At 57.6% G+C, this 12,691-nt stretch carries 11 protein-coding genes, 1 tRNA gene and 1 pseudogene; 9 read left to right on the top strand and 4 right to left on the bottom strand.

What is annotated here, in order from left to right:
• Positions 1-17 precede the first annotated feature (17 nt).
• The 3 genes from PL640_RS22505 (at position 18) to PL640_RS22495 (ending at position 1,892) form a co-directional block, all read left to right on the top strand.
• Positions 18-1,139 carry a siderophore-interacting protein gene (locus tag PL640_RS22505; protein WP_271363584.1) on the top strand — a complete coding sequence of 374 codons (1,122 nt, stop codon included), beginning with the start codon at positions 18-20 and terminating at the stop codon, positions 1,137-1,139.
• Between the two features lie 172 nt (positions 1,140-1,311).
• Positions 1,312-1,512: a type II toxin-antitoxin system VapB family antitoxin gene (locus tag PL640_RS22500; RefSeq protein ID WP_271363583.1), complete on the top strand. Its 201-nt coding sequence runs from the start codon at positions 1,312-1,314 to the stop codon at positions 1,510-1,512.
• Positions 1,509-1,892 carry a type II toxin-antitoxin system VapC family toxin gene (locus PL640_RS22495; protein WP_271363582.1) on the top strand — a complete coding sequence of 128 codons (384 nt, stop codon included), beginning with the start codon at positions 1,509-1,511 and terminating at the stop codon, positions 1,890-1,892. Before PL640_RS22500 ends, PL640_RS22495 begins: the two co-directional genes overlap by 4 nt.
• A gap of 224 nt (positions 1,893-2,116) precedes the next feature.
• Here the strand turns inward: PL640_RS22495 and PL640_RS22490 are convergent.
• Positions 2,117-2,353 (bottom strand): annotated as a pseudogene (locus tag PL640_RS22490) (IS6 family transposase); the annotation flags it as partial.
• A 284-nt stretch (positions 2,354-2,637) separates the two neighbouring features.
• Here PL640_RS22490 and PL640_RS22485 point away from each other — a divergent pair.
• The 6 genes from PL640_RS22485 (at position 2,638) to PL640_RS22460 (ending at position 9,729) form a co-directional block, all read left to right on the top strand.
• On the top strand, positions 2,638-3,504 hold the full coding sequence (locus PL640_RS22485) for a MurR/RpiR family transcriptional regulator (RefSeq protein ID WP_271363581.1): 867 nt from the start codon (positions 2,638-2,640) through the stop codon (positions 3,502-3,504).
• A 279-nt stretch (positions 3,505-3,783) separates the two neighbouring features.
• Complete coding sequence (locus tag PL640_RS22480) at positions 3,784-5,928, top strand: TonB-dependent receptor family protein (RefSeq protein WP_271363580.1); 2,145 nt, start codon at positions 3,784-3,786, stop codon at positions 5,926-5,928.
• 58 nt (positions 5,929-5,986) lie between these two features.
• Positions 5,987-6,910, top strand: a complete 924-nt coding sequence (locus PL640_RS22475; RefSeq protein WP_142842604.1) for an ABC transporter substrate-binding protein — start codon at positions 5,987-5,989, stop codon at positions 6,908-6,910.
• 14 nt (positions 6,911-6,924) lie between these two features.
• Positions 6,925-7,929, top strand: a complete 1,005-nt coding sequence (locus tag PL640_RS22470) for a FecCD family ABC transporter permease (RefSeq protein WP_271363687.1) — start codon at positions 6,925-6,927, stop codon at positions 7,927-7,929.
• Positions 7,926-8,930, top strand: a complete 1,005-nt coding sequence (locus PL640_RS22465; RefSeq protein ID WP_271363579.1) for a FecCD family ABC transporter permease — start codon at positions 7,926-7,928, stop codon at positions 8,928-8,930. Before PL640_RS22470 ends, PL640_RS22465 begins: the two co-directional genes overlap by 4 nt.
• Complete coding sequence (locus tag PL640_RS22460) at positions 8,923-9,729, top strand: ABC transporter ATP-binding protein (RefSeq protein WP_271363578.1); 807 nt, start codon at positions 8,923-8,925, stop codon at positions 9,727-9,729. Before PL640_RS22465 ends, PL640_RS22460 begins: the two co-directional genes overlap by 8 nt.
• 66 nt (positions 9,730-9,795) lie before the next feature.
• On the opposite strand, the gene PL640_RS22455 is transcribed toward PL640_RS22460, so the two are convergent.
• The 3 genes from PL640_RS22455 to PL640_RS22445 form a co-directional block, all read right to left on the bottom strand.
• The gene (locus PL640_RS22455) at positions 9,796-10,497 is read right to left on the bottom strand and encodes an IS6 family transposase (protein ID WP_271363577.1); all 702 of its coding nucleotides are present in this window, start codon (positions 10,495-10,497) and stop codon (positions 9,796-9,798) included.
• 51 nt (positions 10,498-10,548) lie between these two features.
• Positions 10,549-11,988, bottom strand: coding sequence for a DUF1963 domain-containing protein (locus PL640_RS22450; protein ID WP_271363576.1), 1,440 nt, complete (start codon positions 11,986-11,988; stop codon positions 10,549-10,551).
• Positions 11,989-12,592: 604 nt separating this feature from the next.
• Positions 12,593-12,669, bottom strand: a tRNA-Met gene (locus PL640_RS22445).
• Positions 12,670-12,691 lie beyond the last annotated feature (22 nt).

Raw genomic sequence — 12,691 nt, 5'->3', positions numbered from 1 at the left:
ACACGGAGCCACGCCCGATGCCATCGACCAGCAACAACCGATACCGCGCACATGCCGCGGTCCAGTTTGAAAAGATTAACGACTATATCGAACCGATTGTTGAATCGATTGCAACGCACGACATGACCGTTAAGACGGCAGGTGGCATTCATCATATCCATTCGCCATTCGGCGACGCCACATTCGAGGCGACGGCAAACGGTTTCCGGTTGACGGCGGAAGCTTCCGATCCCGGCGGCCTGAACCGGCTGAAACATGCTCTGGTCGGGCCGATCGGTTTCATCGCCGCCCGTGAAAATCTCGATATTCAATGGGAAGGCGACCATGCGGACCCCGCCTTACCCGACGATCTGCGCATTTTGCGGGTGCAGACCATTGAGGACCTGTCGCCCCGCTTTCGCAGGATCGTCTTCAAGGGAGAGAACCTCGAACGTTACGACCGCAAGGACCAGCTCCACTGTCGTCTCATTTTCCAGCCGCGCGATATCGCCGCGCCACGCTGGCCGCTACTTGACCATCGCGGGCATGTCGTCTGGCCGGACAATAATGCTGTTCCGACGCGCGTCTATACGATCCGCTTCATCGACACGGCAAGACAAACAATCACAATCGATTTCGCGCTCCATGCTCATCCCGGTCCCGCGACCGTGTGGGCGATGAACGCACAGGCAGGCGATGTCGTCGGTATTCTGGGGCCTGCGGCGAACGGCCCAGGGCTGGCGGACTTCTACGTTCTCGCCGGCGACGAGACCGCATTGCCCGGCATTGCCAGAATTCTCGAATATCTGCCGGCGACGGCAACCGGCCATGCCTTCATCGAAATCGATACGCCCGCCGACGAACTGCTGCTCTGCTCTTCCAGCGATGTCTCAATCCGGTGGTTGTATCGCAACGGCAATGCTGCAGGCACAACGACGCTGCTTCAGGATGCAATCCGCTCCATTCAGTGGCCGGCATGCACTGAGAACACCTTCTTCTGGGGTGGATGCGAACACAAGGCATTCAGTGCCATTCATCGCCACCTGAAGAAGGAAGTCGGGCTTCCCCGTCACCGCTTCGTGCTCTATTCGCACTGGCACAGGTGTCTCAGCGAGGAAGATATCATCGCTGCAGGTGCAGATGCTTATCTACCTCAGTGACATTGAGTTGCGGTTGATGGAATAGAACGCATGAGCAGACATTTTCCGGTTAACGCCTTGAAGGGGATCGAACCAGCGACCCGCGATAGGCATGGTGGCAATGGCCAGATCGAGGGGCGTAGATTATCGCACCAATTGGTGCTATGATCGTATCAACATCTGGGAGCTAGCTATGCGATCTACTATCAATCTTGACGACAATCTCATGGAACGGGCCAAGTCCCTTACAGGCACAAAGGAAACGGCGGCTCTTGTGCGTCAAGCACTCGAGACTTTGGTACGAGTCGAATCCGGCAAACGGCTGATCGCCCTTGGGGGCACTATGCCCGAGGCCGAGGTAGCGCCTCGCCGCCGGAGCGAAGTGGGTAAGTGATCCTTGTCGATAGCTCAATCTGGATTGATCATTTTCGACACGGCGACTCGGAGCTGACCAAAATCATCGGAGATGATCGGTTACTTTGCCACCCTTTCATTGTCGGCGAACTGGCCCTAGGCAGCCTGCGAGATCGGGATGCGGTATTAGCATTTCTTGCAGCTCAGCGTGAGGCAGTGGTCGCGACCCATGCAGAGGTAATGACCGTCATTGATGGTTATTCAATATTCAGCATGGGGATCGGCTATACTGATGCACATCTGTTGACTTCAACCCTCCTCGATCGACGATCAAGCTTGTGGACGAGGGATAAACGCCTGGCGGCTGCGGCTCAGAAGGTTGGCGCGGCGCTTTATCCTTCCGCGAATATTCCTCACTAGACATCCAGCGAGGAGCTTTCTGAGCAGTTTGTCGAGTTAGGACCGAAGTCCTGCCGCCAGTCGCATTGACTGACAACGAAGAACCGACGTCGTCTGTGCGACCTCACGTGAGGCAGTAGGTCAAATCAAAGAAAGCCGTAGCTATTGCGGAGATGTTGCATCCAGAAAATGTTCGGCTCGAATACCTGCCGGGAAACGAGCGCTTGATCGGGATGTACTTGTTCCGTCTCATCAACACGCCAGGATGCAAGGGTTGGTCGTTTACGTCTTTGTGCTTGAGCAGCAATCTGCGGCGAATATTTAACAACCCACCGATTCAACGTTGCATGATCAATCTCTACGCTGCGTTCGGCCATGATTTCCTGAAGCTCGCGATAAGAAACTGAATAACGGACATAGAAGAAAACAGCATACAGGATGACACTTTTGGGGAAATGAGCACCTTTGAAATCAATTGTCACCTATATTCAGCTCAATCAATTACGCACGTTGATGGTGACTTAGCTCAACAGAAGTGAAAATTTTGCGACAGAACCATATCCTCGCCCGGTTCAGACTGCGCGTTTCCGCCTGAACTTCGCCTCGGATTACTGATATGAAAATCGCCGGGTGCCGCGATCCAAGCTGGCGCCCGCTCATCCCTTCGCCGCTCATTCTCATCGGTGAACGGATTTCCTGTTTCGATGGAAAGGCTTGTCAGCTATCTAGTTTGTCGTGAGTACTTCATTTTCAAAACGGGAATGGCATGAGCGACGACAATCATATGGTGTTGCGGGACCGCTTTCAGCAGCACAAATCGAAACTCAGCCGTTCGGAAATGGCTGTTGCCGAATATTTACTGGCAACGCCGATCGATGTCCTGATCTTCGAAAGCGCGGAAGATATAGCTGCCAAGAGCGGTACGAGCGACGCAACGGTCATTCGTGCGGCGCGACGGCTCGGCTTCACCGGCCTGCCGGAACTCAAGCGGCTCTCCAGCCGCAACATGGCGAAAAGCGTTCCAACAACGGAACGGCTGTCGCAGCGGTTCCGCGCCACCGGTGACGATCTTGGCAGGATCAAAAAACGCATCTTCTCCACAGCCCATGAGATTATGACCTCATGTGAAGAAAAACTGGAGATCGATTCGCTTGCGAATGCGATCCAGTTGCTCGATGCCGCCGATACCGTGTGGTGCCTGGGTATGGGACGATCCGAGGTGGAAGCAAGGCATTGCGCGACAGCACTCAGCCGCGTCGGGCTGAGAACCCGTCATTCCGGATCGTCCGGCTTTTCGCTCGCCAACGAGTTGGTTGATTTACGGCAGGAGGACGTCGTCATTCTGTTCCACGTCGCCCGCGACACGGCCGAATTGCGGCTCATCGTCAATCAGGTCAGCGACATCGGCTGTCGTGTCATCCTGGTATGCGGCGTCCAGCTGACGGAGCTTTATCGCGACAGGGTTTCCGCAGTATTGACTTGCGTCGGATCCGCGGCGGGACTTGCAAGCTGGACGCTCGGCGCCGTCGTCACCTCCGATATTCTTGCCTATGGCATTGCTACGCGTAATCAGGACCGAGCGCTCAAGAGCCGAAAGCGCCTCGCGCGGCTGCGCGAACAGATAACGCAATAGCGGATCTCGAAAGAGCCATTCAAAAAGATGAGAATATCAGTAATGTTTTATTGATATCCACACTTCAATAATGTAGTGGTGACGACATAGCCGCGGGCGACAGCGGCCGATCCCGTATTTTCCGTCGAGGGGCACTCATGAAATCTAGTCGAAAAATCACTTTCTAGCGGAAGCGCGCAAGCAACCGCTCCCACACACCATTTCAAACCGATGATCCCTTTACCGCGCCGTACCGGCACGGAAGGAATTTTGTTGTCCTGCTTTCAGTCTGGGGCCCTGATGATTTCCTACCGTAGATTAGCAAATTCCGTTCTCCTCGCTTCGGTCGCCTTCGCACCCGCCAGTGTTTTCGCGCAGGATAGCGCCAATGGCGGCGAAACCGTCCTAGAAGCCATCACCATTACCGGCAACTGGCTGGAGCAGCCCAACAAGGAAAAGGTGCTGAAGCACCCCGGCGCTCGCACCATCATGGACAAAACGGAGCTGGAAGAGCGCGGCGCCGTCGACATTCGTGACGCCCTCAACCAGATTCCCGGCATCCAGGTACAGGAAAGTGCCGGCACCGGCGGCAGCGATGTCTCTCTCAACCTCGGTGTTCGAGGCCTCACCTCGCGCCTTTCACCACGCTCCACCGTGTTGATGGACGGCATACCGCTGTCCTACGCTCCCTATGGCCAGCCGCAATTGTCGCTATTCCCTCTCGTGCTAGGCAATGTCGATACCGTGGATGTGGTGCGCGGGGCAGGCTCCGTACGCTATGGACCGCAGAATGTCGGTGGAATCATAAATTTCGTGACACACCCGATCCCGGATGACTTCACCGCTCGCATGTCTTCCTCCGCTGAATTCGGCGGCGGCACCAAGGCAACGCCGAGTTTCCTAATCGGCGGGACCAATGATGACGGGCTTGGGGCCGCACTTCTCTATTCGGGCATTCATGGCACCGGCTATCGTGACAGCAACGACCGCACGGATATCGACGACCTGATCTTCAAGGGCAAATATGAACTTTCGGATACGGACACGCTGAGCCTGCAATATCACCACTACAGCGGCGAAGGGCAAATGCCAGGGGGCCTGACAACGGGTGAATATGCGGCAGACCCATTCCAGTCGACACGGCAATACGACGAGTTCAATGGACGCCGTAATGATATCTCGCTGCGCTATCAGCACAATGATGGCGAAAACAACTTCGAGATCCTCGGCTATTATGTAAATTCGTTCCGCGGCAGCTTCGTCGAACAGCAGGGAACAGGGGCAAGCGCAAACCGCTATCGTCTGACTTCGGCACCGCGCGACTATGAATATTTCGGCATCGAACCACGCTACTCGCGCCTGTTCGACATCGGCGACACCACGCATGAGGTGACTGTCGGCTATCGTTATCTATGGGAGGAAAGCTCCGAGGTGGCAGCGCGCACCGCATATTACGACCGCCTTCCCGGCTACAATCCCCATACGCGTCCGATGGTCACCTACCAGACCAGCGAGGGCGGCACCAAGGCACACGCCATCTATATCGACGACAAAATCCAGTTCGGCAACTGGACCGTCACGCCCGGCGTCCGCTACGAGATGATCAGCACCAATAACACCGTAAATGACCTCACCGGTGGTGTCGTCACCGCATCGCGCTCGCCGCAATTCGACGCGAACGAACTGCTGCCCACGCTCTCCGTCGCCTACCAGATCAATGATGCCTGGAGCGTCTTTGGAAATGCCGGCGTTTCCTTCGGGCCTCAGCAATATAGCCATCTTGCCTCGACCACGGATGGCCTTAATCCTGAAAAGGCCAAGACATATGAAATCGGCACGCATTATCAGGGCGATGCCTTGAGCGCGGAATTGACGGCCTTCTACATCGATTTCGACAAGGAACTGCTGCTCAGCCGCAACATCGTCGGTGAAGGCGTGTGGACAAATCTCGGCGCAACCACCCACCAGGGCATAGAAGCGGCAGGGCGTTACGATCTCGGCAGCCTCACCCCGTCGCTGGACGGGCTCTCTGTCTATGCGAACTACACCTATACGGAAGCCGTTTACGAGGCAGGAGATTTCAAGGGGAAAGATCTTCCCTTTTATTCTCGCCACTTCGGCACCGTCGGCGCAAGCTACCGATATGAAGACTGGGTCATCAATGCGGATGTCACGGCGCAGTCGAAGCAGCGCTCCCCCGGAAGCGGCACAACCTATGTCACGGAAGAAGACTCTACCGGACGCCTTGGCGACATACCGGGCTATGGCACCGTCAACCTGCGCTTGGCGTACCAGCCGGAAAACAGCAAGAACGCCCCCAAATTCGCACTCGGCGTGAAAAACCTCTTCGACAACGAGTATTTCACACGCTCAACTGACAACAACGGCGGCAAGTTCGTCGGCCAGCCACGCACTTTCTTTGTCAGTGCCTCGGTTGCTTTCTGATCGCGTAAAATTTGCGGGCCGGTATAGTACCGGCCTGCCGCACTCTCCGGAACCATCGATGATTACCTTTACTCGCAGAACAACAGGCATCCTGCTTCTTTCGACGATCGCGTCGGCCATGTTTTCACGAACCGGCATAGCCGAAGAGGCACCAAGAAGCATCGCCCATCAGCTTGGCTCGACGGAAATCGTCGGCAGACCACGCCGCGTCGTGGCACTGGAATTCTCCTTCGTGCAGGCTCTCGATGCACTTGGCGTCGTTCCCGCAGGCATAGCTGACGACAACCAGCGCCAGCGCATCGAGCTGCTGCTGGGCAAGAGCATCGATTACGCCTCGGTCGGCACTCGGCTTGAACCCAATCTCGAACTCGTCAGCACCCTTGCACCGGACCTGATCATCGCGGATGAGGTACGGCACGCCGCCATATATGGCCAGCTGAGTGCCATTGCGCCAACCATCGTTCTGAATAGCTGGGAAGGTGACTACAGGACCATCAAGGAGAGCGTGGCCACCATTGCCGACGCCCTCGGCGAACACGACAGGGGCCAGCAGGTGCTTGCAGCGCACGATGAGACCATCGCCGCACTGGTCGCGCGCATCCCGCCCGGTGAACAGCGACGCATTCTGCTTGCGGTGGCGACGCCGGATTCGATGAGCCTTCATACCTCGTCATCCTTCACCGGCTCGGTTTTTGAGGCTCTCGGCCTCGTGCCCGCCCTCCGGTCCTCCGATCCGGTGGAGAGCGGGGCCAGCCTTGAGCGGCTGATCGCGGTCAATCCCGACATCCTGCTTGTCGCTACCGACCCGGGCGGCACCGCGCTTGACCAATGGAAGGGCAATGCCGCCTGGGCCAACATCGCGGCAATCCGAAGCAACATGGTCTTCGAGGTCGATCGCAACCAGTTCGCCCGGTTCCGCGGATTGCGAACTGCCGAAATGATCGCCCGGGAGCTGCTGGCCAAGGTCTACAGGGCGGGATAGGGATCGTGACGGCGATGGCCTCCAAAGGCCCGGACAACAAAACACGGCGGCCACTTCTCGTCGCAGCCTTTCTCATCGTGCTTCTGGCCGCAAGCGTGATCGCCGGGATTGCCTTCGGCGTATCGCAATTGTCGCCGATGACGGCCCTGCGACTTCTGGTGGCTCCCGACGGGTCGCCAGAAAACGCACTTGTCTGGGACATCCGCCTGCCGCGCGTCCTTCTTGCCGTTCTGGTCGGCGCCAATCTTGCAGTAGCCGGTGTCCTGATCCAGACCCTGACACGCAACCCGTTGGCATCGCCGCAGACCTTCGGCATCAATGCCGGCGCGTCGCTTGCCATCGTCGTCTGCCTGATCGCCTTTCCGGCGCTTCGGGGAGCAGGCACAGTCTGGCCGGCCTTCGTGGGCGCTGCCATCGTGGGCTTTGCGATGTGGGCGCTCTCGGTATCCGGGGCGATGAACGATATGAAACTCGCCCTTGCCGGCATCTCGATCCAGCTCGTGCTGTCCGCCCTCGTCCAGGCGATCCTGATCGCCAACAATGCGGCGCAGGACATCGTCTACTGGCTCGCCGGCTCGGTCAACGGCGCGCAGTGGTCCAAGGTCTGGACGATCCTGCCGTTCTCGCTGGTGGGTGGCGGATTGGCGCTTGTTGCCGGGCGGCATTTCGGCGTTCTGTCGCTCGATGAAAGCACCGGCGTGTCACTCGGGCAGAATGCGCGGCGCGTCGGCGGACTGGCTGCGGTTCTCATCGTCGTCCTGGCTGGCTCGGCCGTCGCCGTCAGCGGCCCCATAGGTTTCATCGGCCTTCTGGTGCCGCATATCGTCCGGCGTCTCGTCGGCAGCGACCAGGCAACCGTCCTTGCCCTCTCCCTGCTCTGTGGCCCGCTCCTGCTCAACACCGCCGATCTTCTCGGCCGTATCGCCACCTTTCCGTCTGAACTACCCGTCGGCATCGTGACGGCGCTGATCGGCGCTCCCGCCTTTCTTCTGCTGCTCAACCGCCGGAGGAGTGCATGAGCCGCGCGCTGGAGCAACAGGCAGACGCGCGTGCCATCGGCGTCTGCGGCATCCTTTTTCTGCTGCTTGCGGCCATCGCTCTTCTGGGCATCATGGCTGGCGCCGTCACGCTCGGTTTTCGCGAGGTTCTCGATGCGCTCGGCGGCGGTAAAAACACCTTCATCGTGATGCAATATCGTCTGCCGCGGATCGCCGTCTCCCTTCTGGCAGGTCTCTCCTTCGGCCTTGCCGGCGTTTTCCTGCAGGGTGCGCTGCGCAATCCACTCGCCTCCCCGGATGTCGTCGGCATCACCAAATGGGCGGGGCTAGGGGCTTTTCTCGCCGGGCTCGCGACACCACCGGCCTGGGTGAGCTGGTCGGTACCGCTCGGCGTGATCGCCGGCGCCCTGTTCGGCGCGGCCGCGCTCCTTTTCATCGGTCGGCGCTTTGGTGGCGTTGCCTCGCTCGCGCTGACGGGCGTCGCTCTCGGAATGCTTGCCCAGGCGCTGATGCAATACATCATGGTGCTCCACCCTTCCCGCGCCGACCAGTCCATGGTCTGGCTTGCTGGGAGCGTCTATGGCAACACGGCACGCGATGGGCTCTTCCTTTCGCTCTGGCTCCTCGCCTGCCTGCCGGCCGTTATCTATTCTGCGCTGCGGCTGGATGCCGGCGGCTTCGGTGACGATACGCTGATCAGCATCGGAATTTCACCACCTGCCCTGCGTGGCGGCCTGATCCTCATATCCGTTCTCCTGTGCGCCGGTGGCGTCGCGGCTGTGGGAAGCATGGGGTTTCTGGGGCTCATCGCACCGCATGCCGCACGTATTCTCGTCGGCAGCCGCGCACGCCATCTTGTGCCGGCAAGCGCCCTTGTCGGCGCCCTTGCCCTTTCTTCGGCAGATCTGATCGGCCGGGTGATCGCCCTGCCGAATGAAATTCCCGCCGGCATCGTCGCCGCTGTGATCGGCGGTCCCTATCTTGTCTTTCTATTGATCAAGGAGACAGGTCGCCATGGCTGATGCCCACCCGACACGCCTTCACTGCGAAAAAATCACCGTCGGCTATGCCGCCGCCCCTGTATTGAACGATGTCGATCTCGCCATACCGGACGGGAAAATCACGGCCCTGATCGGCGCAAATGGCAGCGGCAAGTCGACACTGCTGCGCACGCTGGCGCGTGTCATTCACCCCTCCTCCGGCACGGTCTATCTTGATGGCAAACCAATCAGAACGATGGCCGCAAGAACGGTTGCACAATCGCTTGCCCTGTTGCCGCAGAGCCCGGTATCTCCGGATGGGCTGACCGTCAGACAACTCTGCCGTTTCGGTCGCCATCCGCATAAAGGCATCCTGTCGCGCCCAAGCCGGCACGACGAACAGATTGTCGAACAGGCACTGGCCTCCACCGGCCTTCTTGAGCTTGCCGAGCGCGAGCTCGATCGGCTGTCGGGTGGTCAAAGGCAGCGCGCCTGGATTGCCATGGCGCTGGCGCAGGAGACTCCGCTCCTCCTGCTCGATGAGCCGACGACCTATCTCGACATCGCCCATCAGCTGGAAATTCTCGACCTCCTGAGAAAGCTGAACACAGACGAAGGCCGAACGATCGTCATGGTTGTGCATGACCTCAACGACGCTGCGCAATATGCCGACCACCTGGTTGCCCTTGCAGATGGCGGCATACTCGCCACAGGCAGCCCTTCCGCCCTGCTGACCCCACACCTCATCAACGCTATTTTCGGCGTCGAGGCGATGGTCATTCCGCATCCCGCCGATGGCACGCCACTGTGTCTGCCTCTCGGCAGTAAATCGAATAGCTAACCGGGAATGGGCATCGTAAACTTAAAGGCAAATAGGGCAATTCATGGCGCCGGTGGAGTTCGTCGGTCATGCTCTTGCAATTTTCGCCCACAGGTTCCACGCCTCCAAACGCAGTTCGCGATGATGGCTGGAGGGGATGTCGTGTTGTGGGATGTGGAACAGGTTGGCAATCGGGTCGTGGATCGATACGAAACGTTGTAGATGTCGCTGTGACTTGAAGCGTTTCATGATCCGCTCACGCCGTCGGATCGGCTGATGAGAGTTCTCCGCCCGATTGTTCAGGCCCTTATGCGAGCGGTGCTCGACAGCCGGCATGATGTCACGCTTTGCTGCGTCGTAAGAGAGAAGCTTGTCGGTGATCATCACTCTCGGTGCTCGGCCCTGGCTCTTCAACAGCTTACGCATCAGGCGCTTGGCCGCCTTGGCGTTGCGGCGATTTTGCACGAGCACCTCCAGGACAAAACCGTCCTGATCAACGGCGCGCCACAGCCAGTGCTTCTTGCCCCGGATCGAAACGACGGCCTCATCGAGATGCCATTTGTCACCAAGCCGACCGGACGAGCGTCGACGGATCTCGTTGGCGAAGGTTCGCCCGAATTTCTCCGCCCAAAGCCGGATCGTTTGATGCGAGACGATGATCCCACGGGCAGCCAGCAGGTCCTCCACCGTTCGCAGACTGAGAGGGAAACGGAAATACAGCCACACAGCGTGGGCAATGACCTCGGCGGGATAGCGATGCCGACGGTAGAGAGGATCTCGATCTTTCATGCCTCCTCATCGCACAGCGGATTCCACATTCCGTTAAGTTTACGTTGCCATTCAGTGACCCTCTATTTCCGCTTGCGCCAGATCGAAGCGCATTGCCGCAAGTGCATCCTTCTTAATTGAGAATCTCAGAACGCCGAGGTCCCACCATTTCCAGCGCGGTCCATCGCAGTCGCTTGCCAGCTGAAGGAGCAAGACCTCATCAGGGTCCAAATCGGACTGGATGCCGCCGACTTTGCTTAGCATCAGATGAGCGGCCGGGCCATTCAGGAGCGGATCGCGCGCGGGATCGTAGCTCGCAAGGAGCTCCGTTTCCTCATTGGTGATATCAGGGAAGGCGGTCATCAGCGGCTGAAGAGATGCTCGCAGAGCCAAATGGTTATATGGGATGAGACCGCAAGAGGTCGCCTCCTTCCGGAGTTGCCCATGTTGCTTCAGCACATCGTTGACCCTCTCGCGTTGCTCGTCGGACAATTTCGTTTGCCTGCCGATTGCGACAAGTGTCTCCGTTAGATCAACTGCTTCAGCTCTCCAGGCCTCATAGCGCAGCAACAAATCGTCAGAATATTTACCTTCGTTATTCAACACGGTCTTGATGGGCATGACGTCCTCGAGCCAATCGTTGCGGACCGCATTCAAAAGCAGGATGGCGTCATCGGCACGATAAGGAAGGCTGATGTCCTCCAAGACTTTATCCTGATCGTAACCTCCACGATCCTCATCACGCATGACCAGCGTTAGACAGTCCCGAACGAGCATTTTCATTTTCATCTCACGCAAATCGACGCTATTCCTGCGCGTAGAAGCGGCAGGCAACTTTAAATTCCCCGGTCTCCCAAACCGCTTCGCGAGGTTCATAATTCGACCAGTAAGTCCGAGAGGTTCAGGTTCCCAGACCATCTGTTGGCTGAGCAAAGCCGCGGCGAACGGCCCCAACGCTGGATCATCAGGACCTGCAAATTCCGGTTCTGCCCAGAGCTCAGCGATCACAAAACGGATCGGGCATTTCGGGAAGAGCGATGCCGGGCTTGCTCCGGGCTCACGATATTCCCAACCTGGCATGCGGCTGTAATACATGTAATCCTTTGCCCATCCGGCATCATCAGGCGCATCCCTGACCGGAAGACCATCGGGAGCGTGAGGATAGTAGAGAACGCGCCACGCATCGCTGCCAAATGTCTGCAGAGGCTGGTGCGATAGGGACAGCGCAAAGAAGTAAAGCATGCCTTCCCTGGGTAAGAGGTCCCGGTCTTCCATGTCTGGAAGTTCTTCGAGGTTTATCTGAGCCAAGAAGTCGAGTGAGGCTGACGTCGAGTCTGGAAAGTCGATCTTCGGCCAGCTCCAGCCCGGTGGGAAATTGGGGCTTCCCCCAATCTGCGACAGGAGACTTGTCTTTTGATGCGGGGGCCAGACGCGCTCAAGTCGGATAGCTTTCGTGCGGTGAGGGCGCAGCAGATCTGCCGCTTGTTCGACGGTAACGATTGAGTTGAACATCTAGATCTGCCTTGAATTGGGTGGGTAGGATAACCTGGCATTCCAAAGGGCACGCGGTTGAGAAATCTGAATACCTCTTTTGGCAATATCCCCGCCGGGCTTCACGTGGATACCCATACAATCGGATTTGTGAAAACAGAGTTATTTATGCTCAAACAACTCCTCAATGCCCTCAATATAATCATGTCACGTTCGATAGGAATACTTATTAATGGTAGAGGCAATCTATTCAGATTTATAGACAATCCATAATTAGACAAATTAAATTACTTTATACCGCCGTATTAGTCGTGACGAGTTTTTATTGGGTATAATTATTCACTATCCCTAAGCTTCCACTGAGCAATACTATATCCTAGCTATTTCCTCTCGTAAGGGCATCTACGGTGGCACGCGACCAATTGCGCATATATAGGGCAGCATTTGGCCTTGACGCTTCCGGCCTATCGAGAAGCGGCGTTAGCATACTGCCACGTTGTATATGCCTCGACCACATGTCATGGCGGCGCCTTTCAGAAGATGCATGGGTATTTGAGTGCTTGGAACGCAAAAGCCCTCCGCGGCGGGAGGGTATTTTATTGTATTGTAGTCTTTGTAGGGGAAATGGTTGCGGGGGCAGGATTTGAACCTGCGGCCTTCAGGTTATGAGCCTGACGAGCTACCGGGCTGCTCCACCCCGCGTTACCAGCGCAAGTTCGCAGAA

The organism is Agrobacterium sp. ST15.16.024 (genome assembly GCF_027956545.1).
In the GTDB taxonomy this organism is placed as follows: Bacteria; Pseudomonadota; Alphaproteobacteria; order Rhizobiales; family Rhizobiaceae; genus Agrobacterium; species Agrobacterium cucumeris.
Note: the sequence above shows the minus strand (reverse complement) of the source record. Positions and strands in the feature narration are given on the sequence as shown.